At 67.7% G+C, this 26446-nt stretch carries 22 protein-coding genes; 11 read left to right on the plus strand and 11 right to left on the minus strand.

Annotation, left to right across the window (positions count from 1 at the left end; translation table 11 throughout):
• Nucleotide 1: 1 nt before the first annotated feature.
• Genes ACFVUS_RS10725 through ACFVUS_RS10740 form a run of 4 tightly spaced genes read left to right on the plus strand, consistent with a single transcriptional unit; the run spans nt 2 to nt 6545 of the window.
• Nucleotides 2-2659, plus strand: coding sequence for a DUF5682 family protein (locus tag ACFVUS_RS10725; RefSeq protein ID WP_387763700.1), 2658 nt, complete (start codon nt 2-4; stop codon nt 2657-2659).
• Nucleotides 2652-3776: a VWA domain-containing protein gene (locus ACFVUS_RS10730; RefSeq protein WP_387763702.1), complete on the plus strand. Its 1125-nt coding sequence runs from the start codon at nt 2652-2654 to the stop codon at nt 3774-3776. Before ACFVUS_RS10725 ends, ACFVUS_RS10730 begins: the two co-directional genes overlap by 8 nt.
• Nucleotides 3777-3778: 2 nt before the next feature.
• Nucleotides 3779-6061 carry a hypothetical protein gene (locus tag ACFVUS_RS10735; RefSeq protein ID WP_387763705.1) on the plus strand — a complete coding sequence of 761 codons (2283 nt, stop codon included), beginning with the start codon at nt 3779-3781 and terminating at the stop codon, nt 6059-6061.
• A 40-nt stretch (nt 6062-6101) separates the two neighbouring features.
• The gene (locus ACFVUS_RS10740; RefSeq protein ID WP_387763708.1) at nt 6102-6545 is read left to right on the plus strand and encodes an RpiB/LacA/LacB family sugar-phosphate isomerase; all 444 of its coding nucleotides are present in this window, start codon (nt 6102-6104) and stop codon (nt 6543-6545) included.
• 123 nt (nt 6546-6668) lie between these two features.
• On the opposite strand, the gene ACFVUS_RS10745 is transcribed toward ACFVUS_RS10740, so the two are convergent.
• From ACFVUS_RS10745 to ACFVUS_RS10755, 3 genes are all read right to left on the minus strand, one after another.
• Nucleotides 6669-7130, minus strand: coding sequence for a gamma-glutamylcyclotransferase family protein (locus ACFVUS_RS10745; RefSeq protein ID WP_387763711.1), 462 nt, complete (start codon nt 7128-7130; stop codon nt 6669-6671).
• The gene (locus tag ACFVUS_RS10750; protein ID WP_387763714.1) at nt 7127-7903 is read right to left on the minus strand and encodes an MBL fold metallo-hydrolase; all 777 of its coding nucleotides are present in this window, start codon (nt 7901-7903) and stop codon (nt 7127-7129) included. The genes ACFVUS_RS10745 and ACFVUS_RS10750 overlap by 4 nt, the downstream gene beginning before the upstream one ends.
• Before the next feature lie 123 nt (nt 7904-8026).
• On the minus strand, nt 8027-8935 hold the full coding sequence (locus tag ACFVUS_RS10755; protein ID WP_387763717.1) for a hydrogen peroxide-inducible genes activator: 909 nt from the start codon (nt 8933-8935) through the stop codon (nt 8027-8029).
• A 108-nt stretch (nt 8936-9043) separates the two neighbouring features.
• Between ACFVUS_RS10755 and ACFVUS_RS10760 the strand changes: the two genes are divergently transcribed.
• The 4 genes from ACFVUS_RS10760 (at nt 9044) to ACFVUS_RS10775 (ending at nt 11887) form a co-directional block, all read left to right on the plus strand.
• Entirely contained in the window at nt 9044-9631 is a 588-nt protein-coding gene (locus ACFVUS_RS10760) for a peroxiredoxin (protein WP_153806595.1), read from the plus strand.
• A 40-nt stretch (nt 9632-9671) separates the two neighbouring features.
• Nucleotides 9672-10211 (plus strand): carboxymuconolactone decarboxylase family protein, encoded by a 540-nt coding sequence (locus tag ACFVUS_RS10765; protein WP_387763720.1) that lies wholly within the window; start codon nt 9672-9674, stop codon nt 10209-10211.
• 215 nt (nt 10212-10426) lie between these two features.
• Nucleotides 10427-11167, plus strand: a complete 741-nt coding sequence (locus ACFVUS_RS10770) for an HNH endonuclease family protein (RefSeq protein ID WP_387763723.1) — start codon at nt 10427-10429, stop codon at nt 11165-11167.
• A gap of 27 nt (nt 11168-11194) precedes the next feature.
• Nucleotides 11195-11887 carry a PhzF family phenazine biosynthesis protein gene (locus ACFVUS_RS10775; protein ID WP_387763726.1) on the plus strand — a complete coding sequence of 231 codons (693 nt, stop codon included), beginning with the start codon at nt 11195-11197 and terminating at the stop codon, nt 11885-11887.
• 116 nt (nt 11888-12003) lie between these two features.
• Here the strand turns inward: ACFVUS_RS10775 and ACFVUS_RS10780 are convergent, their stop codons facing one another.
• Both ACFVUS_RS10780 and ACFVUS_RS10785 read right to left on the minus strand, forming a co-directional pair.
• Nucleotides 12004-13227: an aspartate aminotransferase family protein gene (locus ACFVUS_RS10780; RefSeq protein WP_387763729.1), complete on the minus strand. Its 1224-nt coding sequence runs from the start codon at nt 13225-13227 to the stop codon at nt 12004-12006.
• A 172-nt stretch (nt 13228-13399) separates the two neighbouring features.
• Nucleotides 13400-14140, minus strand: a complete 741-nt coding sequence (locus ACFVUS_RS10785; protein WP_387763731.1) for a DUF5134 domain-containing protein — start codon at nt 14138-14140, stop codon at nt 13400-13402.
• A 393-nt stretch (nt 14141-14533) separates the two neighbouring features.
• On the opposite strand from ACFVUS_RS10785, the gene ACFVUS_RS10790 reads away from it, so the two are divergent.
• Nucleotides 14534-15124: a VanZ family protein gene (locus ACFVUS_RS10790; protein ID WP_387763734.1), complete on the plus strand. Its 591-nt coding sequence runs from the start codon at nt 14534-14536 to the stop codon at nt 15122-15124.
• Here the strand turns inward: ACFVUS_RS10790 and ACFVUS_RS10795 are convergent.
• Together ACFVUS_RS10795 and ACFVUS_RS10800 are read right to left on the minus strand one after the other, a co-directional pair.
• Nucleotides 15058-16887, minus strand: coding sequence for a hypothetical protein (locus ACFVUS_RS10795; RefSeq protein WP_387763737.1), 1830 nt, complete (start codon nt 16885-16887; stop codon nt 15058-15060). The genes ACFVUS_RS10790 and ACFVUS_RS10795 overlap by 67 nt on opposite strands.
• Nucleotides 16888-16890: 3 nt before the next feature.
• Nucleotides 16891-17949, minus strand: a complete 1059-nt coding sequence (locus ACFVUS_RS10800) for an ATP-binding protein (RefSeq protein WP_387763739.1) — start codon at nt 17947-17949, stop codon at nt 16891-16893.
• Nucleotides 17950-18073: 124 nt separating this feature from the next.
• On the opposite strand from ACFVUS_RS10800, the gene ACFVUS_RS10805 reads away from it, so the two are divergent.
• Complete coding sequence (locus tag ACFVUS_RS10805; RefSeq protein WP_387763742.1) at nt 18074-18529, plus strand: GNAT family N-acetyltransferase; 456 nt, start codon at nt 18074-18076, stop codon at nt 18527-18529.
• A gap of 1 nt (nt 18530) precedes the next feature.
• On the opposite strand, the gene ACFVUS_RS10810 is transcribed toward ACFVUS_RS10805, so the two are convergent.
• Nucleotides 18531-19175 carry a Pr6Pr family membrane protein gene (locus ACFVUS_RS10810; protein WP_387763745.1) on the minus strand — a complete coding sequence of 215 codons (645 nt, stop codon included), beginning with the start codon at nt 19173-19175 and terminating at the stop codon, nt 18531-18533.
• A gap of 137 nt (nt 19176-19312) precedes the next feature.
• On the opposite strand from ACFVUS_RS10810, the gene hrpA reads away from it, so the two are divergent.
• Nucleotides 19313-23587, plus strand: coding sequence for an ATP-dependent RNA helicase HrpA (hrpA, locus tag ACFVUS_RS10815; protein WP_387763748.1), 4275 nt, complete (start codon nt 19313-19315; stop codon nt 23585-23587).
• Between the two features lie 125 nt (nt 23588-23712).
• On the opposite strand, the gene nrdR is transcribed toward hrpA, so the two are convergent.
• From nrdR to ACFVUS_RS10830, 3 genes are all read right to left on the minus strand, one after another.
• A complete protein-coding gene (gene nrdR / locus ACFVUS_RS10820; RefSeq protein WP_387763751.1) occupies nt 23713-24192 on the minus strand; it encodes a transcriptional regulator NrdR in 480 nt (159 codons plus the stop codon).
• 97 nt (nt 24193-24289) lie between these two features.
• Nucleotides 24290-25528, minus strand: a complete 1239-nt coding sequence (locus ACFVUS_RS10825; RefSeq protein WP_387763754.1) for a hypothetical protein — start codon at nt 25526-25528, stop codon at nt 24290-24292.
• Nucleotides 25529-25969: 441 nt separating this feature from the next.
• Nucleotides 25970-26377 carry a hypothetical protein gene (locus ACFVUS_RS10830; RefSeq protein WP_387763757.1) on the minus strand — a complete coding sequence of 136 codons (408 nt, stop codon included), beginning with the start codon at nt 26375-26377 and terminating at the stop codon, nt 25970-25972.
• Nucleotides 26378-26446 lie beyond the last annotated feature (69 nt).

Below are 26446 nucleotides of genomic sequence, written 5' to 3' on the forward strand. Positions count from 1 at the left end.
CATGAGCTTGGAAACGACGGTCGCCGCGGGGTCGGTGCGCGTCACCTTCCTCGGGGTACGCCACCACAGTCCGGCCTGTGCGCGATTGGTGCGCGACACCATTCGGGAGCTGCGGCCCGCGCACGTGCTCATCGAGGGACCGGCCGATATGAACGACCGGATCGGCGAGCTCCTGCTCGGGCACGACCTGCCGATCGCGGTGTTCAGCAGCTACCGGGACAGCGAAACCCGGCATATGTCCTGGGCTCCGCTGTGCGACTACTCCCCGGAATGGCTGGCGCTCACCGAGGGTCGCGCGGCAGGCGCGCAGGTGCGGTTCATCGATCTGCCCGCCTGGCATCACGCGTTCGCCGGTCAGGAGAATCGCTACGCCGATGCCGAACGGCGCTATGAGCGCGCCGTGGATCGACTGTGCCGCGAGTTCGCCGTCGACAATATCGACGCGCTCTGGGATCACCTCTTCGAACTGGATTCGCCGGACACCCTCGCCGAACGCCTCGCCGCCTACTTCGAATTGGTGCGCGGCGATGACGACGCCTCCCCCGGCGATATCGCCCGCGAGGAGTACATGAGCCGCTGGATCGACGCGGCCGTCACCGACCTCACCGGACGCGACGCGACCGGGGCGAACATCGTGGTGGTGACCGGCGGATTCCACCGGCCCGCGCTGATCCGCCGCCTCCTCGGAATCGCCGCGCCGACAACGACAGCTGCGCCCATCGGCGCGAAGGCCGGACCGGGCACCGGTCCGGCCGATACCGGGTCTGCCGCGAGCGAGGCCGCCGCAAACGACGGGGTCGGCGACAGCGAAGTCGGCGCGCAGGATGCGGTCGGCGACAGCGGAGTTGGCGCGAAAGTCGCTGTCGGTCAGACGGAATGGCCTGCGATTCCGCCTTTTCCAGGTGAGGGCATCGGCGGGAGCTATCTGGTGCCGTTCAGTTTTCAGCGGCTGGACGCGTTCGCGGGATATCAATCGGGGATGCCGTCGCCCGCGTATTACCAGCGGCTGTGGGAGCACAGCGCGCGGGAGGCGGCCGAGAGTGTGACCGAGGCCGTGGTGCGGCGATTGCGGGAACGGGGACAACCGGTTTCGACGGCGTCGCTGATCGGCGCGCGCACGCTCACCGTCGGTTTGAGTCGCCTGCGCGGGCACGAATCACCCTCGCGCACCGATGTTCTCGACGGATTGGCGGGCGCGCTCATCACCGAGGCGCTCGAGCATCCGCTGCCGTGGACGGGGCGCGGCCAATTGCGCGTCGGCACCGATCCGGTCGTGGTGGAAATGGTTGCGGCGCTGTCCGGTACGACGGTGGGACGGCTGCACGGCGAAACCCCGCACCCGCCGCTCGTACACGATGCCGAAGCCGAACTCGCCCGATGCGGGGTGCCCGACACCGGGCGTTTCGATATCGACCTCGCGACCGATTCCGGGCTCGCGGCCAGCCGTCTGCTGCATCGGCTGCGCGTCCTCGGCATCCCCGGGTACGCGCGCGTCACCGGTCCCGCCATCGGCAGGCCGCCGGAATTGACCGAGACCTGGAAGATCGTCGCGACCGATATGCGCCTGCCGCAGTTGATCGAGGCGGGTTCGCTCGGCGCGACCTGCGCCGAGGCCGCGGCCGCCCGGCTCGGCGAACGATTCGCGCACGCCGGTTCCGAGACAGGCGAACTCGCCACCGTACTGTTCGACGCCACGCTGTGCGGGCTCTCCGAATTGACCGGGCGCATCGTCGACGCGGTGCGTGGGCATATCGCGGCGGCGAGCACGCCCGGCGGCCTCGGGCGGCTGCTCGGTGTGACATTGGGCCTGTGGCGGCACGACCGGCTCTTCGGAACCTCCGACTCCCCCACCCTGGCCACCCTGATCGACGCGGCGGTACTGCGCCTGCTGTGGCTGATCGAGGGTATTCGCGGCGGCCCCGCCCCCGCCGACGACGAACTGTTGAAAGCCATTGCGGCCGTGCGCGATGCCGCACTGCACGCGGGCGCGGTGCTGACCATCGCGCGCCCGGATACGGTCGGGGTGTTCCAACGATGCACCGCCGCCGACCGGCCTCCGGCACTGCGTGGCGCGGCACTCGGCGCGGTGGTATCCCTGGCCCCACACGAGAGCCTGGATATCGCACGCGCCGTACGTCTTTCGGGCTCCCCGGATGTGCTCGGCGACTTCCTCGCCGGACTCTTCGCGCTCGCTCGCGAGCAACTCATGGACGAATCATCGGGCGAGAGGTACTCGGGGGCAGCGGATTCCGATCCGGCGGCCGTCGGCGCACCCTCCACCCCGCCGCCCGGATCGGCAGATTCCAGCCCGGCGGCAACGGCCGGGACACTGTCGTTCGACACGCGGTCGTTGCTCGCGGTCCTGGACGAACTGGTGGGCAAGTTCGACCCCACGGAGTTCCTGGGCGCGCTACCCGCATTGCGGCTGGCGTTCGCCTGGTTCCCGCCGCGTGAGCGTGCCGCCATCGCCACCAAGCTGCTCGAACTGCGCGGACTCAACGGTTCCGGATCGGCGCTGCTGCGCCTGCCCATCGACGCCGAACTGCTCGCGCGGGCGCACGTGGTCGAGGAGCGGGTGGATCGACAGTTGGCCGAGCACGGGTTGCTCGGCGAATCATTTTTCGGCGCAGCCGAACTCAGTGGAGTAACCCATGACTGACATCGATCCCGGCCTGGAGCGCTGGCGGCTGATACTCGGTGCGGCGGGCGATTCCGTCTGCGGTGGTTCCGGGCTCAGTGCCGATGCGGCGGGGCAGGACGCCGCGCTCGACTGGCTGTACGAGCGCGATGCGGATCTCGACCAGCGCGGTATTCGCCGCACCGGCGGCGACGGTCCCTCGATCGTGCACGCCGTCGACTGGCTCGACGATATCCACCGGCTGTTCCCCAAGGCCACCATCGAGCGGCTGGAGCGGGACGCGGTGCAGCGCTACGGCTTACACGATGTGCTCACCGATCCCGGCGTACTCGAACGCCTGGAGCCCAATGCCGAACTGCTCGGGGCGGTGCTGCGCACCAAACATCTGATGAATCCGGAGGTGCTGCGGATGGCGCGCCGGATCGTCGAGCAGGTGGTGCGCGATCTCATGGAGCGCATGGCCGCCGAGATCCGGGTCTGTTTCACCGGTACCAGATCCCGTCGCCCGAGCCGGATTCCGCGCGCGGCCGACTTCGACTTCCCGAAGACGGTGCGCGCCAACCTCGCCCACTATCGGCCCGATGAGCAGCGGCTGTACGTGGAGACCGCGCACTTCCGGGCGCGCACCCGCAAGCATATGGACAACTGGCAGGTCATCCTGCTGGTCGACCAGTCCGGATCGATGGCGAGTTCGGTCATCCACTCGGCGGTCACCGCGGCCTGCCTGTGGAATCTGCCGGGTATCAAGACCCATCTGGTCGCCTTCGACACCGATGTCGTCGATCTCACCCGCGATGCGGAGGATCCGGTCGAACTACTGATGAAGGTGCAGCTCGGCGGCGGTACGAATATCGCCCGCGCGGTCGCCTACGCCGCCCAGCTGGTGGAGCAGCCGCGTCGCACGATCATCGCCCTGATCAGCGATTTCTACGAGGGCGGCGATCCCGGCGCACTCATCCGCGGCTCCGCGGCACTGGTCGCGGAGGGCGTGATCATGCTCGGCCTCGCCGCCCTCGACGAACAATCTGACCCCGCGTACGACCGCGACACCGGCCAGCGCCTGGCCGATGTCGGCGTGCACATGGGCGCGATGACACCCGGCGAGCTGGCCGGATTCATCGCCGAAGCGATCGGATAATCATGCGCGCCGACCTCCTCGCCCTCACCGACGATTCACTCATCACGCTGGCGAACCGCGGCATCTTCAAACGCGCCGTCAAGGAGAACACCGCCGCACGGCCCGAGCTGACCGAATCCGCCGACGGCACAGTCGAAGCCGCGTTCGCGGACGGCACCCGCACCACCCTCGCCCCGGGCATCACCCTCGAGGCCGCCCCGTGCACCTGCGGCTCCACCACCATCTGCCGCCACCGCATCATGACGGTTCTCGCCTATCGCACGATCGCCACGGCCGACGGTGACATGTGCACGCCGGCCGAAAAGACCGACCCCGCAAGCGATGCCACTGTGGGCGTAGCGACCCCCACGGGAGCCGCGCCCGGGATAGCGACCAGTCCCGCGACTGAGGCTGGCACTGGTCTCGAGACCGGGGCTGGGGCTGAGGCCGGGGCAGGGCCTGGGGCCGGGACGGGGCCTGGGCTTCAAGCCACGGCTCGGGCCGGGGCTGGGGCTGGGGCTGGGGCTGGGGCTGGGGCTGGGGCTGGGGCTGGGAGCCAGCGTGCCACTGACGGAGCGGGGATCGACTCGGCAGACAAATTCGGCGGTACGACAGCCGAACTCGGTCAGGACGCGCATCGCGCGCTGCCCTCATCGCCCGCGCCGTGGTCCCCGGCGGCATTCACCGATGACGCGCTACGTGAGCTACTCGGCGCACGAGCCTTCGCCGCCGCCAAAAAGGCACGGCGCGCCGGGTACCGGGCGAGCGTGCGCAGGACGACGCCCCGGGATCCCGTTCCGGCGGTCGAATTATCGGCTGTCACAGTGCGATTCCTGGTTCCCGGGGAACTCGGCTACGCCCGGGCCGATGCCTCGCGGGGCACGCGTCCCGATGCCATCGCGCTGGCGGTGTGGGCCTTCCGCGTCGCGGACTCGCTCGATCCAACCGCCGAGACCCTGGAGGTCACCGTCGGCGACGCCGCCGACGGTTCGGCGGCCGTGGCGGCGGCCGCCTCGGTACTGAGCCCGCTGGCCGATCTGCTGAATGACGGTGTGGCCCATGCCGGTCCGGCCCTGCCAGCGGTTTTCGGCGCGGCACTGCGCACCCTCGATTCCGCCTCCGCGCGCTGGCCGCACGACGGCCTGACCGATCTGCTGGATCAGCTCACCGCCTATCGGGACCGCAGCGCCCGGCACGATCCGCTGCACGTCGCGACCCTCATGACCGAATTGGTGGCCCGGCATCGCGCGAGTGGTCGCGATTGGGTTCCGGTGCTCGGCACCGAGGAAGCCGCCAGCACTCCGCTGCGCCACCTGCGCCTGACCGGCTTGGGTGCGCGCATTACCGGTGACAGTGAATCCCGAACCGTCGAAACGTATCTCGCGCACCCCGAGGCCCGCATCGTGCTGACGCTTGCCGTCACCACCGCGATCGCCGAGGGCGCCACCCCGCCCACCGCCGCAGCCCTGGCCGCCCGCCGCAGCGGCACCGCGCGACTGGCCGATCTGGCCGGGGGCAATGTGGTGACCGAATCCGCCGTCCGGTCCGCCAATCGCACCGTGCGCCTGGCGAGCAGCCGGGTGGCGCGCACGTCGGTACTGCCGTCGACCGGTGAGTGGTCAACTCTCCCAACCGAACTCCTCATCACCGACCTCGACGCCGAGGCGACCCGGCTGACCACCCTGGCCCCGGCCGTCATCCGCCCCCGGGTCCGAGGCGAATCGCTGCGCGCGGTGGCGGTGGAGTCGATCGACGATATCCGTTATCTCCCTGGCGAACAGCGCCTCGAGGCGACCCTGCGCACCCGAACCGGCAGCGCCACCATCACCCAAACCCACAGCGCCGCAGCACCGGGCGCCGTGGACGCCCTCGCCCGGACCCTCTCCGGTGATGCGGGCCCGGTGCGCTATATCGCGGGCTTCCTGCACCGCGAGCACGGACGGCTGCGCTTGCACCCGACCGCGGTGGTGGCGGGCTCCACCGTCCATATCCCCTGTTTCGCCGACACCGCCCACGCCATCCCGAGCGCGACCGCGGACGCCGCCCGGGATCCGCTCACCGAGGCCATCACCACCGCCCTCGTACTCACCGCCGAGGTGGCGCACCGCGGCATTCGCCATCTCCCCCCGAGTTGGTTCACCCGCGCGGCCGAATCCGCCCAGGCCCTGCGTCGCGTCGGGCTCCGCACCGCCGCCACCGCCCTCGACACCCTCCGCCAGGCTCTCGGTTCGGCAACCGGCCACACCGCTCTCGACCTGTGGGTCTCCACCCACCTGCGGTTACAACTCACCGCCGACCAACTCTGAACCGCTGAATCGCGGCCGGCACACGGTCACAATGGGTGTTATGCGTATTTCCGTAGCGGCGGACGAGAACACCGGGGTCGCGGCCGATGTGGTGTCGGAATTGCGGCGACGCGGACACGAGGTGCTGGTGCACGGCGCCCTCGAGCCCGACGAACGCGACGACTGGGCCTGGGGCAGCGCCGCAGCGGCCTGGGACGTCTCCGAAGGCCGTGCCGACCAGGCGGTCGTATGCTGCTGGACCGGCACCGGGGCATCCATAGCCGCCAACAAGGTCCCCGGCATTCGCGCCGCGCTCTGCGTGGACAGCTACACCGCCGCCGGAGCCCGCCGCTGGAACGACGCGAACGTCCTGGCCCTGAGCCTGCGCCTGACCTCCCGGGCGCTGCTCAGCGAAATCCTCGACGGCTGGTTCGGCGGCGCGGCCAGCGACGACCCGGACGACATCGCCAATATCGAACACCTGGACCGCATCGCCGACTTCTGACCCGCGAGATCCGCACCGCACCCGAGCCGCGGTGCGCCGCAACAGATCTGCGAGCCGCCGTCTTCGTCCGAGGCACCCGCCGCAGTCGGACCGGCAGGCTCTACCCGCCGAATGCGGCCCGTGTCATACGGTCTCGCCGAGCTGAACCAATTCCCGCCGCCAGGCCGCACACTGCTCGGCATAGGTCGGCAGATGCGCGGTGGCGAATTCCCGAGCGGACCAGTCGCGGGACTCGACCACTTCGGTCCAGGCGTAGGTCCACGCGTAGTTCACCCGGTTGCCCACGTGCGCACAGACCGGGGACAGGTCGTACTCGTCGTCCTCGAACTCATCGAGCACCCACCATTGCGTGCGGGTCAGGCCGGTGAGCAGGAAACCCTGTGCCACACCGGAATCGGCGTGCACCAGGCCCGGGTAGATCTTCCCCGGCAACGCGGCGACCCGGCGACCGGGCACGGTCGCGGGGCGCAATTCCATTGTGCAGCCGATCAATTCGGTGAGCACCTCCGGAAATCGCAGGGTGCCGTAGACGAACAGCGGGGCATCGCCGGTCGGCAGGCGGCGTGCCCAGGAGCGGTCACTCACCGCCCGGTCCAGCGGGCGAAGACCGCGGCATCGTGCGAATTGACGATGCTGATCTGATGGCCGTGCAGGCGCTTGAGTTCACGCAGACGTCGCTGATTCTCGCGATAGGCATCCCGCACGATCGCACCCTGCTCGAAAACCTGTACCAGGAACGGCGTATTCGGCTGTTCGGGATCGATGGTGCTCTCGGTCATGAAGGCGTCACCGGCGTGCAGCAGCCAGCCGCGACCGGTATCGACCGCGACACCGGCATGCCCGCGGGTATGACCCGCCAGCGGGACGGCCAGGATCTCCGGCGGCAGGCCGGGCAGATCGCGCACCGCGGTGAAACCGAACCAGTCCTGTCCGCCGTCGACCTCGTTCACCATCCATTTGGGCCCGTGCTCCCACTGCTGTGCGCGATAGCGCAGGCGCTCGGAGAGCGTGGGCGTGGCGGTGGCGGCACGGAATTCGGGACCGTGCACATGGATGGTGGCCTCCGGGAAATCGGCCAGACCGCCGGAGTGATCGAGATCGAGATGGGTGAGGATGATGTGCCGTACATCGCGCGGGTCGTAACCCAGTTTCCGCACCTGGTAGATCGCGGTCTCGGTCTCGCGCAGCTTCGCGCCGAGGGTGAATCGGCTCGGCCCCACCATTTTCCCCGGCTCCCGCACGCATCCGAGCCCGAATCCGGTGTCGACCAGTACGAGTTCGGTCCGGGTCTCGATGAGTAGGCAGTGGTCGACCAGGCCGAAGGCCATGGTGCCGCAGTTCAGATGGTGAATCCGCATGGCCCCGAGCGTCCCAGACGCATTCGAACCGGTCAATTGGAACACGGCGCGCCCGGTTTGCACGCCTGGTGACGGCGATTCGGCACTGCCGCCGACAGCGTGTCGGCGCGGGAGACGGCCGCTTCAGTGCGGGCGATGGCTCCGGATGATCTCGGCCAGGCGTTCGTAGTCCTCACCGCGCGCGGTGGAGGCGCGATAGGCCAGACCCAGGGTGCGCCCGGGCGCGGGTGCGGCGAAGTACGCGATATCCAAAGTGCCGCGCGAGGTTTCGGCCGATACCGCCATCTCCGGAATCAGCGTGACGCCGAGATCGCCTGCGACACACTGCACCACGGTCGCCAGCGAGGCGGCGCGGGTATCGCCCACTCCGCCCGGGTGCGCGTCATGGGTGCGGCACAGCTCGAGAGTTTGATCACGCAGGCAGTGCCCTTCATCGAGCAGCAGCAGCGGTAGTGCGTCCATATCAGCGGGTTTCAGGTCCCGTCGCCCCGCGAACTTGTGCCCGCGCGGCACCACCAGGACGAATTCCTCGGTGTAGAGCGGAATCTCGACCAGTCCGGTGGCATCGGCGGGCAAGGCCAGCAACGCGACGTCCAGCACCCCGGAGCGCAGCCCGTCCAGCAGCCGTGCCGTCTGATCCTCGATCACATGCGGCACCAGGTCCGGTAGTTCGCGGCGCAGCTCGGGTAGCAAGGTGGGCAGCACATATGGAGCAACCGTCGGAATGATGCCCATGCGCATGGTCCCGCCGAGCCCCGATCCGGCAGCGGATGCGACAAATCGGTCAGCCGCCTCGAGCGTCGCCATCGCTTGCGGCAGAAGCCTTTTACCTGCGGGTGTGACCAACACGCGACGGGTACTGCGTTCGATCAATTGCAGACCCAGTCCGTTTTCCAGTGATGCCAGCGCCTGCGATAACGTGGGTTGGCTCACGTTCAGCCGAGCCGCCGCCGTACCGAAATGGCGGTATTCGGCAATCGCCACGAACGCACGCAGCTGCGACAGGGTTGGCTGATAAGTTTGATCAGTCACGCCTATCAGTATAGTGCGACCGATCACCTTTACCTTTTACCGAGGCTTGGGCAAGATCGGCTGCGGCAGTCACGACACGATCGATTCGACTACATACAAGGAGCACACATGGCCCTGCTGACCATCGGCGACCAGTTCCCCGCCTACAACCTGACGGCTGTTATCGGCGGTGACCTCTCGAAGGTGAACGCTCAGCAGCCCGACGACTACTTCACCCAGATCTCGAGCGACGACCACGCCGGCAAGTGGCGCATCGTCTTCTTCTGGCCGAAGGACTTCACCTTCGTCTGCCCGACCGAGATCGCCGCCTTCGGCAAGCTGAACGAGGAGTTCGCCGATCGTGACGCCCAGGTGCTCGGCGCGTCCGTCGACAACGAGTTCGTGCACTTCCAGTGGCGTGCCCAGCACGAGGAGCTCAAGACCCTGCCCTTCCCCATGCTGAGCGACCTCAAGCGTGAATTGGCCGCCGCCACCGGTGTTCTCAATGCCGACGGCGTCGCCGACCGTGCCACCTTCATCGTGGATCCGAACAACGAGATCCAGTTCGTTTCCGTCACCGCCGGTTCCGTCGGCCGCAATGTCGACGAGGTGCTGCGCGTGCTCGACGCACTGCAGTCCGATGAGCTCTGCGCCTGCAACTGGAAGAAGGGCGATCCGACCATCAAGGCCGGCGAGCTCATGACCGCTTCGGTCTGATTTCTTTCGAACCTGCTCTGACACAAAAGGATTGCGCGCTGTGACCATCGAGAACCTGAAGAACTCCCTGCCCGAGTACGCCAAGGACCTGAAGCTGAACCTGTCCTCGATCGCACGCACCACCGTGCTGACCGAACAGCAGCTGTGGGGCACCCTGCTCGCCTCCGCGGCGGCCACCCGTTCGGCCACCACGCTGCGCGAGATCGCCGAGGAAGCCGCCGACATCCTGTCGGAGGAGGCGTACAACGCCGCACTGGGCGCCGCCTCGATCATGGGCATGAACAATGTCTTCTACCGGGGTAAGGCGTTCCTGGACGGCAAGTACGACGATCTGCGCGCGGGCCTGCGCATGCAGATCATCGGCAATCCGGGTGTGGCCAAGGCCGATTTCGAGCTGTGGTCGTTCGCGGTGTCCTCGATCAACGGTTGTGCCCACTGCCTCGAGGCGCATGAGCACACCCTGCGGGAAGAAGGCGCATCGCGTGAGGTGATCTTCGAGTCGCTGCGTGCGGCCGCGATCGTGGCCGGTGTCGGCCAGGCCGTGGCCTCGACCGAGGCGCTGGCGAGCGTCGCCGTCTGATTCGGGTCGAATCCGTCGAATCCGGTCGAATCGATAGTCCGGAAAAGCCGCATACCCCTCGGGTGTGCGGCTTTTTCGCGTTGTCAGCGCCGCGGCGCACAGGTGTTATGCGTCACCGACACCCGGTGTGATATTTGCCAATGGTTAGCGGCAATCGGATCACCGGTCTGCAACATTGTCCGATTCATCCGGTTGGGCAACTTAGACTCCCCCGCATGCCCACGCGTCCCCGGACCAACGCCCGACGCCGCTGGCGCACATTCCTCGCCTCAACGGTGGTTCTCGCGGCGGTCGCGGCGGTCGGATTCACGCTCTGGAGCAATCGGCAGGATGAGCCGGTGCGGGAAATACCGGCGGCCGATCCCGGCGGTACCCCGCTACCCGGCACCCGGCAGGCGCACGGAGATCTGGACCGGCTCACCATCGCCTGGAATCGCAATTGGGAATCCTACGACCGCACCGCCTTCGGTCCCGGCTGGTCCGGGCGCGGCGGGGAGCCGGTACTGGCGGGCGGCTGTACCGCGCGCGAGAGCGTGCTGAAACGGGATCTCACGGAAGTGCGCCTGGCGGACAGCAATTCGTGCATGACGCTGTCGGGGGTGCTGATCGATCCGTATACCGGCGAGCGGCTCCCGTACGACCGGTTCAAGGCCTCGGATATCGAGATCGATCATGTGGTCGCGCTCGGAGACGCCTGGCGCTCGGGCGCGTCCGAGTGGAGTGCCGAACGGCGCGAACAGTTCGCCAACGATGTCGGCAATCTGCTCGCGGTGCAGAAGCGGGCCAACCAGGACAAAGGGTCCAAAACTCCGGATCAGTGGCGGCCGCGCAACGCCTACTGGTGCGATTACGCCCGCCGCTGGGTGGCGATCAAATCCCGCTGGGGGCTCACCGTCCAGGCCACCGAGAAGAGCGCCCTGACGGAGATGCTCGGGACTTGTCCCCCTCCCGCATAGCGGTAACCGTGGGTATGCTCGGCTCTCATGGGCATTCCGGAAAGTGATGGCGCACAGATCGAAGTGGTTCGCGTGTTCACCGACGCGACGGGCCGATTCGGCAATCCGCTCGGCATCGCCCGCGCCGCCGATGTCGAGGGAGTCGATCATCAGGCCCTGGCCGCCCGGGTCGGATACAGCGAAACCGTCGTGGTGCGCGAACCCGAGAACGAGCGCACCAGCATGCGGATCTACACCCCGGCGGTCGAACTGCCGTTCGCCGGGCACCCCAGCGTCGGCACCGGCTGGTGGCTGTTCCTCAAGGGGCATCCGGTCTCGGTCATCGATGTGCCCGCCGGGCCGGTAGACGTCTCGGTCAGCGATGGTATGACGTGGGTGCGCGCCCGCTCGGAATGGGCCCCCGCCTTCACCTTTCACCAATTCGAGAGCGTCGAGGAGATCGCGACGCTGGACCCCGCCGACTTCCCCGAGGGCAAGCATTACGTGTGGGGCTGGAGCGATGAGGCGCGCGGTGCGGTGCGGACGCGAATGTTCGCCCCCGCCATGGGAATTCCCGAGGACGAGGCCACCGGCGCGGCGGCCATCGCCCTCACCGCCAACCTGCGGCGCGGACTGTACATCACCCAGGGCGAGGGGTCGCAGCTGTTCACCGAATGGGATTCGGACGGCTGGGTGCGGCTGGGCGGCCGAGTGGTCGAAGATCACCCGGTGGTCATCTAGAGGCAGGGTCGCCCCCGTCATCCCGGCGTGTCTTTGGCCGGGATCCACACCGGTCAGCGGATGCGCCGCAGGTGTGGATCCCGGCCAAAAGCGTGCCGGGATGACGAAGGGAGTGCTCAGCCCAGTGCGGCGGCGAAGCCCGCCGCCATTTCGGCGACCTGCTCCTCGGTGATGACGAAGGACGGGGAGATCTGGAGTGCGCCCTGACCGGCGGCGCGGCCCGAGATGCCGTGCGCCCGCAGGGTTTTCACGAACGGCATGGCCTCGGCGGGATCGGCGAGCTGGACCGCGGCGACCGCGCCCAGACCGCTGCGCACCTCGGCGACCCGGGGGTGCGCGGCCAGCGGCGCGAAATGCTTGTGCAGCAACCCTTCCAGGTTCTTGCTGGCATCGAGCAGGTTCTCGCGCTCCATGATGTCCAGGTTCGCCATGGCGGCGGCCGCGGCGGCGGCGTGACCACCGTAGGTGTAGCCGTGCCGGAACCAGGTACCGCCCGCGAAGAACGGCTCGGCGATGTGCGGGGCGATGAAGACCGCGCCCATCGGGATGTAGCCGGAGGTCAGACCCTTGGCGGTGGTCATGAGATCGGGTTGCAGATCGAAACGCGAAGAGGCGAACCAGGATCCGCCGATACGGCCGAAACCGGTGACCACCTCGTCGGCGACGAACAGGATGTCGTTCTCACGGCAGATCTGACGCACCTCGGTGAGATAGCCCTCGGGCGGCAGGTACACCCCGCCCGCGCCGATGATCGGCTCGGCGAAGAAGGCCGCGATGCGGTCCGCGCCGACCTCTTCGATGAGCGCGAGCAGGGCCTTGGCGTCATCCCAGCCAATGGTGCGGGCGTCGGGCATGAATTCGCCGTAGCCCTCGTGGTTGACCGGGATGCCCGCGAGCGAGGTGCCCGCCACGTGCATGCCGTGGTAGGCGCGCTGACGGCCCACCACGATGGTCTTACCCGGCTTGCCCTGCACATTCCAGTAGCGCCGGGCCAGCTTCACGGCGGTATCGATGCCGTCCGAGCCGCCGGAGGTGAAGAAGATCTTGCTGCCGGGTACCGGGGCGATACCCGCGAGCCGTTCGGCCAGATCGCGCAGCACCGGCGAGGCCAGGTCGCCGAAGTTCGAGTAGTGCGCGATATCGGTCAACTGCGCGGCAACCGCGTCGGCGATCTCGCGGCGACCGTGACCGACATTGGTGAACCACAGTCCGGCCGTGGCATCCAGGTACCGGGTGCCACCCTCATCCCAGATCTGAGCGCCGTCACCGCGCGCCACCACGAACGCCCCACCGCTCTCGACGGCACCCATATCGGCGAAGCCATGCCACAGCGAACCCATCCCGCACCTCCGTCACACCGACATCGACGGCCCCATCCCGGGCGCGCCGCACACCCCACCATCACACCATCACGACGGTGAGCAGCGCGAACGACCCCCGCCCAACCGGTTGGTCCCGTGCGGCGCACAACTCGGTCCGGGCCACCGCATCCGGCGGCCCGGCAGCGGTCGATCAGCCCGCGACCGCGAGGACGAGCATGTAGGCGGTGCCGATATCCATCACCAGATGCGGCACCACGGCCGTCGGACCGGTGCCGACCGGATGCGGGAACACATGGCGCAGTGCCCGCCGGGACCATGGCACCGCCATCACCACCGCGTCGATCGTGAAGAGCGCGGCCAGGGTGAGCATGAGCCAGGGCGCGGGACCGCCCGACATATGCATTCCGTGCTCACCGTGCCCGCCCATGGCGTACAACATCGCCCCGGCCGCCACCACGTGATAGCCGAACGCGGCCACACTCACGCTGCGCCACCGCACGATTCGCGCCGCCAGCAGCGCCGCGTACACCACCACCATGGCGGTCAGCACACCCCGCAGTGCCCGGGGATCGGCCGCCGCCGGGAACACCAGCATGGCCAGCATGACCATGCACATGAGCAGATGCGCCGCGTCCGATTCCTGATCAATCCCCCGAAACCCGCTGCCCGCCAAGATATTTCCCTGGCCGGACACACCCGGCCAGCCCACCATGGGTGCCGGGCCGGAATGCTCTCCCCACCCGTGCGCACGCTCCCGGCCCGACGCGGCGCTTCCCCGCACCGTCGCGTTGCCGTCACCCTCCCCCACCGCCGTAGCCGCACCGGCGTGCTGCACCGAGGCCAAACGCCCCAGCACAATCACCAGCGCAACACCGAACGCGGCCGCCACCACCCAGCGCAGCGCCGCATACTCTTGCACGAATTCCGCCACACCCCACCACCTCTCAGCGCGGAGTCCCGATCACCTCCATGGTGGCATCGAACTCCCCTCCCCGGCACTGCCTTTCCCCCGCCGAACCCCCGGCGCGTCACCGCCCCACGAATCCGAATCGCCGAGAACAACTCTCCGTCGGGCAACCATCCCCTCCTCATCCCGGCATGCCTTCCTCGTCATCCCGGCATGCTTTTGGCCGGGATCCACACCCATCAGTGCATGCGCCGACTGGGTGGATCCCGGCCAAGAACGCGCCGGGATGACGAGGGTTGGGCGCGCGGGGGTGAGGGCCACGCGCGAGACGGAGTCCCCGATTGGCACGTGCTACTCGCGCAAAATCCTCACATTTTCCCCACGGGCACCCCTGAATCGATCGCTAGCGTGGGGGCTATGCGGCAGGTGTGGGAGATGTGGGGTGGGGTGCTCATGGTGTGGGCGCTCGCGGTTCCGGTGCTGGTGGCCGGGGTTCGGGTGGTGTTGTGGTTGCGGCGGGGGCAGCCGCGGGCGGTGGCGTTGCGGAATACGTTGGCGGAGGCGGGAATTCTCATCGGGACGGTGCCGTGGGTCTGGATGATTCTGACGCCGACCGGTGGAGAGCGCGGTGTCAGTCTGAGGCCGTTGCGGGATCTTTTCGACACGCTGGGTGACGGGCCCGAACAGGCGGTGGTTCAGGTCGGGGCGAACATGATCGTTTTCTTGCCGCTGGGGTTGCTGCTGCCGCTGCGGCTGCCTCGCTTCGCGGGGGTCGGGCGCATGTTCCTGGTCGGTGCGGCGCTTTCGGCGCTGCTGGAAATCGCGCAGTACGTGCTCGACCTCGGCCGTGTTTCCTCGGTGGACGATGTCCTCATGAATGCGTCCGGCGCGGCTATCGGTGCGGCGCTTACCGGCCCCGTGTACAGGATTGCCGTTCGAGTTCAGCTCATGCGGAAGACCGGACCGCGCGGGCGAAACGGGAGGGAAGCGCCAGCGGGGATCAGGTAGGCGTGTTCGGTGCGGACGCGGAGCACATCGCACATGCCGTCGGTGATGATCAGGACCGGGGCCTCGGAGGGGAAGTCCTCGGCACGTTCGAGCAGGCGAATACCGGGTTGCAATATCGTGCCGCCACGGCCGCGTACGCGAACTCGCGAGGCGATGTCATCCACCGGCAGGTAACCGGCGTCGTGGGCGGCCGCGTCGCAGTAGATGACCCGAGCGCGCGGCACATCGCGGGCGCGGGCATAGGCGGCGATCGCGCCCAGGCCCTTGCCCATGAGGGTGGCGGACATGGAGCCCGAGGTGTCCAGGACCACGCCGAAGGTAGGCAGCCGGACCGATTCCTCCGGCCGCATCCACGCCGGGCGCGGGATATCGGGGGTCGAGGACTGGCGGCGGGAGGCACGCGCATAGCTGCGGCGCTTCTCGACGGCGGGAACGAATTCGTCGAACCACTGCGCCAATTGGGCATCCCACGGAAGCGGCGGCTGATCCAGGGCGCGGATCTCCTGCTCCAGACCGGCGGGCAGCAGACCACGGCCACTGGACAGGTGATAGGCCAGACCGTTGGCGAGCGCGCCCCGGTAATACTGATCCAGATCCACGTATCGGCCGGGAGCGCCGCCGTGCGGCAGTGGTTCGCCGAAGATATCGCCCTGCCCGCGCCCACGCAGGGTCGCCAGGCGGCGCATGCGACGCAGGTCTCCCGCGATGCGGTCGTAAATCTGTTCCGCCGAAAGACCTTTCAGCTCCGGGTCGTACAGCAGCCCCTCGGGCAGCTCCCCCACGCCCATTTCCACGAGCCAGCCGTTCACCACGTAATCGCAGGCGATATTGAACAGATAGTGATCCCGCCAGGCCGCCCGCTCACCGTGTCGCAGTGCGGCATGCAGCATTTCGTGCGCGAGAACGAATTTCCACTCCTCATCGGTGAGCGCGGCGAACGGATTGACATAGATCTCAGCGGCCTCGGCGTTCACCGCCGCGATCGAAATATCCCAGCCGCGAGCCACTTCCGCCTCGGCGACGATCTTCATTCCGGCGGCGAGCGCACCGAGCAACGGGTAGGAGGAGACGAACCAGTTCAGCGCGCGATCCCACGGCCGCAACACCTGCTGCTTACCGCGCGTGACATCACTACCGGCGATATCCAGGGCAGCCCGCGCGGCCTCGCTGATCCCGATCGCGAACTGCCTGCCGAAATCCTGATTCTTGGCGTTCTCAGCGGTGCCGATGAAGAAATCGGGGAGGTCCGGCTGCCGGTATCGCTCGGGAACCCCGGTGGGCCACCAGCGTTCGGCAAGCGCGACCTCGTCGGAGCCGCCGGGTGCGGACGGCAGATCCACCGGGGCACGGCCGACCTTCAAGGTCAGCAGGTACTGATCCACCACGGCGCAGCACGCCGCTCGATACACCGGATGCGGAGACAGCGGATCGTTGAGCCTGAGTTCGACGAGCACGTTCTCTTCCAGCACTCGCGCGGGCTTGTCACGCGGATCGGCGTGCCCGAAACCCAAGTGCAGCAGCAGATGTGCGAAATGCCAAGCCCACTCCTCCGGTTCGGCTCGCCGCTTCGGATTGAAAAAGACTGTGCCGGAACCGGATACCACCGCCCACACCTGCGGCGGGAGTTCCCCCTGAGCCTCGTACAACGCGCGCCGCGCCCAGCGGAACAGCGGGTTCTCGCACACCAGCGCCCACCCTGCGAGCATATTCGCGTGCCAGGGGTCCACTACCTTGCGGCGCTTGCGCGTAGATCGTCCCGCCATCGCTTACCGCCGCGCCGCCAGTCGCGGCAGATCCCGCGTGACCTCGACCAGGAACCAGGTCGGCAGCACCGGCACGCCGTCGTCATCGGCGGCGATCACCAGCTGTGCGCATTCCACCGAGATCTCCGCGAGCTCGGTGAGCATGCCCTTCGCCCGCAGCACAAAGCGTTTCAGCCCGGCGGAGGCGTGTTCACGCGATTCCGGCAGCTCCTTGATCAGGCGGGCGCGGAAGGCCTCGGACAGGAAGAACAGCAGATCGCGGTCCGCGGGCTCACGCGGCCAGCCCGCATCACCCTTGATGACCGCCTCCAGATCGAACGCGTGCCGCACCGTCTTGACGAAGGCGCGGAAGCCGGAAGCGTGTGCGGTGGTGAGGGTTCCGCAGGACAGCACCCACAGCGCGGTGTCCTCGATCCCATTTCCGTAGGAGTGCAACGCATCCGAGAGCATGTGCCAGCCGCGCGGGGTGGAGAACGGTTGCTCGGTCTTGGGTGGGGTGGCCCACAGGTGATCGGGGCGCTGGGTCAGGTACTCCACCACCCAGGGGTGAATATCGTTGTGCGCGGCCCACTTCAGCCAGTCGTCGACATCGGCGCGCAGGTGTACGTGCACCATGCGGTTCACCAGCGCCGAGGCCATGGGCCGGGCCAGCGCGTTATCGGTGGCGCGGTTACCGGCCCCGATCACCACCGATCCGGCGGGCAGCTCGTAATTGCCGACGCGGCGATCGAGAATCAGCGAGTAGAAGGATTTCTGCACCTCGGCGGGTGCGGCGTTGAGCTCATCGAGGAACAGACAGTAGGGCTGTTCGCGGGCGATCATCTCCGGCGGTGCGAAACGGCTGCGATCATCCACGATCTGTGGCACCCCGATGAGATCCTCCGGCGCGAGCTGGGTGCCGAGCAGGGTGACGCATTCCAGTCCGAGCGAATCGGCGAATGCCCGCACCAGCGAGCTCTTCCCGATTCCGGGCGCACCCCACAGAAATACCGGCCGCACCACCGCGACGTGCAGCAGCAACTCCGGCAACTGATCCGGGGTCACCGTGACAGTCGCTTCCATCGATCCCTTCCTGGATGTCCGACGAACTCCGAGGTTAGAACCGCGTCCATCGGGCTGGCCAGCGAATTTCCCGGCGACCACCGGGCAAATAGTTCCGACCAATCGGTATCGATAGCCTGGAGGCATGCGCATAGTGGTGGACGATCTGTCCGGATCCGCGGTGATCGGACTCCTGGAAGACCATGTGGCCGAAATGCTGGAGAACTCCCCCGAGGACAGCATGCACGCGCTGGACGTGGCCGCGCTGCGCAAGCCCGACATCACCTTCTGGTCGGTCTGGGAGGGCGATGAACTCGCCGGATGCGGGGCGCTCAAGGAGCACGATCCCGGCTTCGCGGAGATCAAGTCCATGCGCATGACCACGGCATTTCGCGGGCGCGGCGTGGCCTCGCTGCTGCTGCGGCACATCATGGAACAGGCCCGGGCGCGGGGATACACGAGACTGAGCCTGGAGACCGGGTCCGGGGATTTCTACGCGCCGGCGGTGCGGCTGTACGAACGCCACGGGTTCGAACACTGCGGGCCGTTCGCGGACTACACCGACGATCCGCACAGCGTATTCATGACGCGCGAACTCTGAATCAGCTGATGTGCGTTCGGCTTTCGCGCCAGAAGCGGGCGACCATACCGTTCAGGGCGAGCACCGAGGCGGCCAGGAAGGCGAAGACGATCGCCAGCAGCACCAGCTTGCCCGCCAGCTCCAGGTAGCCGGGGCCGCGCGGATCGATGAACGGGTACGGGTACCAGTCCACGATCGGCCCGCGAATCAGCGTGTACACGCCGTACAGCAGCGGGTAGATGAGCAGGCCGCCGATCATGCGGACCGTCAGCTTCACCGCGGGCGCGACAACCAGCAGCCAATCGGCCAGCATCACGATCGGAATGATGCGGTGCAGGACCGAATTGGTCCACTGGCCTTCCATCTGCACATCGATATTCGACAGCAGCAGCGCGTAGATGATGCCGGTGATCACCATGTACAGCACGGCTCCGCAGCGCAGCAACTGCCAGCGCCGGTCGCCCGGATCGCGCACGGCCCCGACCAGCAGCACCACCATGGCCAGCAGGTTGGACTGAATGGTGAAGTAGCTGAAGTAGTTCGCGTACGAGTACCCGGCGGTGTGGATATTGCGCAGCGGTCCGTCCAGCAGGGCGACCAGGGCGAGCACACCGAAGGCGAACCGCAACCCTCGAATCCACATAGGCGTCCCAGCTGTGGTGTTCATTGCCCGATGGTCGCATGCGACGGACCGGAAAGGCGGACGATACGCCGATACAGCACACTTGGGGCAATCACACCGGAGCGATATGCGCCACCGCGCCGAGCGGGCCGGGCAATGACTTCGCTACGCTTGACGGTGCAATGACCAGGACTGCCGCCACTTCTCGCGAGCTGCGTTCCCGCCTGGCCGACCTCTCGATCCGCGACGAACATCGGTTGCGTCGGCGTCTCGACCAGGTCCGCGGCGGTGACCTCACTCAACTCGAAACAGATATCGACGCCGCTCAGCGCCGCGTCGACGCCCGCCGCGCCGCCGTGCCCGAGATCCGGTACCCGGAGCAACTGCCGGTCTCCGCGCGCCGCGACGATATCGCCAAGGCCATCGCCGACCACCAGGTCGTGATCGTGGCCGGTGAGACCGGCTCGGGCAAGACCACCCAGATTCCGAAGATCTGCCTGGAGCTCGGGCGAGGTGTGCGCGGGACCATCGGGCATACCCAGCCGCGGCGACTGGCCGCGCGCACCGTGGCCGAGCGCATTGCCGAGGAACTCGGCGGCGAACTCGGTGATGTGGTCGGCTACACCGTCCGATTCACCGATCAGGCATCGGATCGCACGCTGGTCAAGCTCATGACCGACGGTATTCTGCTCGCCGAGATCCAGCGGGATCGGCTACTTCGCCGCTACGACACCATCATTATCGATGAGGCGCATGAGCGGTCGCTCAATATCGACTTCCTGATGGGATATCTGAAGCAGCTGCTGCCCAAGCGGCCGGATCTCAAGCTCATCATCACCTCGGCCACCATCGATCCGGAGCTGTTCGCCCGGCACTTCAGCGATGAGAAGGGCACGCCCGCACCGATTGTGGAGGTGTCGGGGCGATCCTTCCCGGTGGAGATCCGGTATCAGCCGCTCTCGCTGGAAGTTCCGCTCACCTCGGATGATTCCGATGACGAGGACACCCGGGTGGTGGATCGCGATCCCACCGACGCCATCGGGGACGCGGTGCGCGAACTGCTCGCCGAAGGTGACGGGGACATTCTGGTGTTCCTGTCCGGTGAACGCGAGATCCGGGACACCGCGGACACGCTGCGGGATATGCGATTGCCGCGCACCGAGATTCTGCCGCTGTACGCGCGGCTGTCGGCGGCCGAGCAGCACAGGGTGTTCAGTTCACATGCCGGGCGGCGCGTGGTGCTGGCGACCAATGTCGCCGAGACCTCGCTGACCGTGCCCGGTATTCGGTACGTGGTGGATCCGGGAACCGCGCGCATCTCGCGGTATTCCATGCGCACCAAGGTGCAGCGGCTGCCCATCGAGCCGATTTCGCAGGCCTCGGCGCGGCAGCGCTCGGGTCGCTGCGGTCGTGTCGCGGACGGTATCGCGATCCGGCTGTACTCCGAGGACGACTTCGAATCACGGCCGCAGTTCACCGAACCCGAGATCCTGCGCACGAATCTGGCCGCGGTCATCCTGCAGATGACCGCGCTCGGGCTCGGCGATATCGAGAGCTTCCCGTTCGTGGAAGCACCCGACAATCGCGCGATTCGCGATGGCATCGCGCTGCTCGAGGAGCTGGGCGCGCTCGCCCGGCGCACCGAGGACGCCGATCGGGCCGAAATCCCGGACGCCGGACTGGTTCTCACGCCCATCGGCCGGGAAATGGCGCAGCTGCCGGTGGATCCGCGCATGGCGCGCATGCTGGTCGAGGCCAATCACACCGGATGCCTGGCCGAAGTGCTGATCATCGTGGCCGCGCTGTCCATCCAGGATGTGCGCGAACGCCCGGTGGAATTCCAGCAGGCCGCCGACACCAAACACGCGCGCTTCAATGTCGACGGCTCGGATTTCCTGGCCTACCTCAAACTCTGGGACTACCTCGGCGAGCAGCGGAAATCGCTGTCCTCCAACCAGTTCCGGCGCATGTGCCGCGACGAATTCCTGCACTACCTGCGCATCCGCGAATGGCAGGACCTGCACGGCCAGCTCCGCACCATCACCCGCGGCCTCGGCTGGTCCACCGATACCGACCAATCCGCCGGCGGCACACCGCGATCCGGTGACGACACCGAACAGGCCGACTCCGGACGCCCCGAAGGCGGCCGCAGAAACCGCCGCGGCGGCGGCCGCGCAGGTGCCACTACATCCGGATCAGCGACAGACTCCGGGCGCTCGGATAGGGGCGGTTCCGAATCCCGTGCGGGGCAGGGGCAGCGGGCGTCAGGCGGGTCCGCGAGCGGTACCGGATCCTCCGGTGGTGCGGCGGATCGGCGACGGACCTCGGGCGGTGGCGACCTGTCCGTTCGGCTGGCGGCACAGGCGGCCGCGGCGGATGAGGCCATGCCGTGGGATGTGACGTCCATTCATCAGGCGTTGCTGGCCGGAATGCTGTCGCATATCGGGGTTCGCGAGGCCGAGAGCCGGGAGTTCCTGGGCGCGCGCAATGCCAAGTTCATGATCTTCCCCGGATCGTCGCTGGCCAAGAAGGCTCCGCGCTGGGTAATGGCTGCCGAGTTGGTGGAGACCTCGCGGTTGTGGGGCCGGACGGCCGCGCGAATCGAACCCGAATGGGCCGAGCGGCTCGCCGGGGATTTGGTGAAACGCACCTACTCCGAACCGCACTGGTCGTCCAAGCGGGGTGCGGCGCTGGCCTATGAGCGGGTCACGCTGTACGGGATTCCGCTGGTCACGCAGCGGCGGGTGGACTTCGGGCGGATCGATCCGGAGCTCGCACGGGAACTGTTCATCCGGCACGCGCTGGTGCAGGGCGAATGGCAGACGCGGCACGAGTTCTTCGAGCGGAATCGCGAATTGCTGGACGATGTGGCCGATTTGGAGCATCGGGCGCGGCGGCGCGACATCCTGGTCGACGATCAGGTGCTGTTCGATTTCTACGACGGTCGCATTCCGGCCGATGTGGTGTCGGTGCGGCATTTCGACAGCTGGTGGCGCAAGGCGCAGCGGCAGGATCCCGCGCTGCTGGACTTCACCGCCTCGACCGTGGTCAATGACGATGCGGCACTGCTGGATCCGACCTCGTACCCGGACAGCTGGCGACAGGGTGAGCTGATCTTCCCGCTCACCTATCAATTCGAGCCCGGCAACGCCGATGACGGTGTGACGGTGCACATTCCGGTACCGCAATTGGCGCATGTGCGCGCGGTGGGCTTCGATTGGCTGGTGCCGGGTATGCGCGAGGAGCTCGCCACCGCGCTCATCAAGACGCTGCCCAAACAGCTGCGCCGACTGGTCGTGCCCGCACCCGATTTCGCGAATGCCGCACTGGCGGCGCTGACTCCGCGCGCGGAGCCGCTGCGCACCGGGCTGGCGCGCGAGCTGTCCCGGCTGGGGTCGGTCACCATTGCACCCGCCGATATCGATCCGGCGGCACTGCCCGATCATCTGCGGGTGACCTTCGCCGCCACCGACGGCGCGGGCGCCATCGTCGATCGGGACAAGAGCCTGGCGGCGCTGAAAACCCGTCTCGCACCGCAGGTGTCGAAATCGGTGGCGCGGGCGACCGCCGCCGCCGAACGCGCCCCGGCCGCGGTGTGGACCTCCGAATCGCTCGGCACGCTGGAACCGACGGTGCGCCGTCAGGTCGGCGGGCAGACCATAACCGGTTATCCCGCACTGGTTTCCGAGGGTGACGGCGTCGCGGTGCGGGTGCTCAGCTCACCCAATGAGCAGGCCGCCGCCATGCGCACCGGTACCCGCACGCTGCTGCTCAACGCGCTGCCCACCTCGGCGCGTTCGGTGACCGCGGCGCTGCCGCCCACCGATCGCCTTGCGCTGAGCCAGAATCCGTACGGTTCGCTGGACGCACTGCTGGAGGACTGCCGCGCCTGCGCCGCCGATGAATTGATCGCCAAGAACGGCGGTCCGGTGCGCAGCCCCGAGGAGTTCAAGACGCTGGTCGACAAGGTGCGGCCGAATTTCACCGGAACCGTTGCCCAGACAGTGCGTTTGGTGGTTCCGGTGCTGGCGGAGGCGCATCGGGTGCGCGCGGCGCTGGCCGATACCCGCGACCGCGAAGCCGCCCAGGACGTCACCCATCAACTCGACGATCTGGTCTTCCGCGGCTTCGTCTCCGAATGGGGCAGTACGCGTTTGCGCGAACTGCCCCGCTATCTGGAGGCCGCCCGGCTGCGCCTGGAAGCGCTCCCCGCCGCGGCCAATCGCGACCGCGCGGGCATGGCCGAGTTGGACCGCGTGCACGCCGCCTACGACCGCCTGCTGGAACTGCTTCCCGAAGGCCGCCGCAATGGCCGCGATATCCTCGAAATCTGGTGGATGATCGAGGAACTCCGCGTCAGCCTCTTCGCCCAGCAGCTCGGCACCCCCTACGCCGTCTCCACCAAACGCATCGAGAAGGCGATCGACGCCGCCCGTCGGCCCCCGGCCAAGCGCTGACCAACGCCGTGGAGTATCCGGGCGCTCCTCGGAACCCTGCGCGGCGGTTCGATATCCAACCGTTCGTGCCCACCTGCTTTTGAGCAGGTGGGCACGAATTCGTTTGGTGGCGGAGGGGTTATCCGTCAGTCGGCGGCGGTCGCGCCCACCGCGTTCTCGGCGCGGTGTTTGCGGAGCGAGGCGATCTCCTGCTCGAAATCCTCGGCGGAACTGAAGGATCGGTACACCGAGGCGAAGCGGAGGTAGGCGACCTCGTCGAGATCGCGCAGCGGCCCGAGGATGGCCAGGCCGACCTCGTGACTGGGCACCTCGGGAGAGCCCTTGGCGCGCACCGCATCCTCGACCTGCTGGGCGAGCAGGTTGAGAGCGTCGTCATCGACCTCGCGGCCCTGGCAGGCGCGGCGCACACCGCGCACCACCTTCTCGCGGCTGAACGGTTCGCTCACGCCGCTGCGCTTGACCACCGACAGAATCGCGGTTTCGACCGTGGAGAACCTGCGCCCACACTCCGGACAGGCACGTCGCCTTCTGATGGCGCTGCCTTCTTCGGCCTCACGCGAGTCGACCACCCTCGAGTCTGGGTGGCGACAGTACGGGCAATGCATCCGGGGGATCCTTCGTCGGGGCCTGGGCTCCTCAGCAACCTCGAGGATACCCGGACCGAAGGAGTCACCGCGCGTCCGCCCGGGTGAGCGGCCGCAATCAGGTGGTCAGCTGCCATTGCGCGGTGAGATCGCCGAGCAGATCCGGGAGCCTGCGGAGCAGTCGGCCGGATGCGAGTTTATCCGTAAACGGTTCCGCCAGAATAGGTCTCGCGACAGGCTGGTTCGCGGACAACTCCAGATAGCGCGGCAGCAGGTCGTGGGTGATGTAGTTCCAGCGCGTGTCGCGATCGGCCCAGTTGAAATCGGGCAGCGGGGTGCGCAGGGACATACCGCCCGCGGTGATGGTGGTGGGCGCGAACACGCCCGGGGCCAGCACGCCCGGTACGGCCGCTTTGCCCGCGACGGTGCTGACATAGGTCATGACCCGGCCCATGGCACCGCGCCCGGACGAGGTGACATCCCACTGGTCGGCGATGATCTGGTTCTGTTCGCGATCGGTCATGCGCAGTGCGGCATCGGCCAGTCCGGCCGGATCACCGTGGTCGATCTCACGCCAGGCGGTGACGGCGTTCTCATCGAGTACGCCCGCCCGGTACATCTCCTCGACCCCGGCCAGACCGGCGGCGGCATACGCCTCGTGCATGGGCACCTGGTCGATGAAGATGTGCTTCTGCATGATCATCAGCCGGGTCTGGTACCAGTTCAGATCGTCGGCGGTGAGTCGCTCACCCTCGGTGCCGAGCGTCTTGATATCGGCGGGCAGCAGATCCAGCAGTTCGGCGGGCGTGCCGCGCAGCAGATCGGCGACCGCGCCGCCCAGCTGATGTACGCCCGGCACGCTCACGATATCGGCGACATCACCCATATCGAAGAAGCCGGAGGCGAAGGACCCGCCCGCCAGCCCGGCCAGCCCGACCCAGTAGTAGTCCGGATGCTCGTTATTGAGCCGCAGGTAGTTCACGTACACCTGTACGAAGGTTCGCGAATTCGCGGGCACGCCGCGCGCGGGATCCCAAGCGCCCAGGTCGATATCGGCATTGCGGGTCGCGACCGTCAGCCAATACTGGTGCAGCAGAGTCGCATACCGTTGCGGCGCGACACCCGCCGCGCGAGCCTGATCCAGCGCACCCCGCAGCTGCTGCGGATCGAGCGGCAGCGCGGGATTCAACCCACCCCCGCCCGCACCGTCCCCATTGACGGACGGCAGGTCCAGATATGCGGCATAACCGGATTCGGCCTGCGCCGGAATCGCGACGAACCCGAGGACCAGCGCGATCAACGCACCCAACAACATGCCCAGCCGAAGCAAAGCTCTCGCACGGAATGGTTCGGCCACCCCGGCATGCTCGGCATGAGCGAGTCGCGTATCCCCAACGACATCGCGCACCACGTCGACTCGGCCGCGCCGCCCGGCATCCGAAGTTCGTGAATCTCGGCGTGTTCGTACGGATTCGCCGTTCGGTTGATGTGGTGCGTGCACGCCTGCCCGCGTGCGGGCGGTGCCCTGCGCCATGGTGTCCCCTTGCGATACACGCCGGTCCACCCGGGGCCGGCGTGACTGTAGCCTGTGTCACATTTGGGGCACCGTAGCAACGCGTTTCAGTTTTCAATCTGCATTTCCGGCCAGTCCGACTGGCCGGGCATCCCTATCGATTGGGCGGCGACTACCCAACGGGCCGTTGGCTATCGCGCGGCGACCGCGCTCGCAATCTCGTGGCGACCGCACCGCCATCCCCTGTGGTGCGGGCCGGATCCGGAGCGCGGTGAGGGCATCGGATCAGTGCGCGGGCGCGGGCGCCACATCGACGACGGAGACCGTCTGCGAGCCGAATTCGCCGGCGCGCAATTGCGCCAGGGCGATCAGGCCGACGACCGCCATCGCGGTCATCAGGGCGGTGAGCGCGATGGCGGCGAAGCCGATCTGCGCGCGCTGTACGCGGTTGAGCGGATGAATACCGCGGGCGGGGCCGGCCGGACGGCGTGTCACCACGTGCGGGCGCCCGGCGCGCGCGTGTTCACGACTGACGGGCAGTACCCGAGCGCGGCAGGGCCGCCGGTCCGCCGCGGCCTGGCGGGCCACCGCGTCGACCCGCTCCGGAGCGCGACTGCCACGCAGCTCCCAGGGAATGCTGTCGAAGCCGAAATCGCTTCCAATGGTGTCGAATTCGCTGATCACAGTGCTCATCGAAGAAACCTCCGGGGTTGACCTGCCGTATGACTCTGGACGGTTGACTCGCTCATGTGTTCGAAGAAC

Source organism: Nocardia sp. NPDC058058, from assembly GCF_042885355.1.
In the GTDB taxonomy this organism is placed as follows: Bacteria; Actinomycetota; Actinomycetes; order Mycobacteriales; family Mycobacteriaceae; genus Nocardia.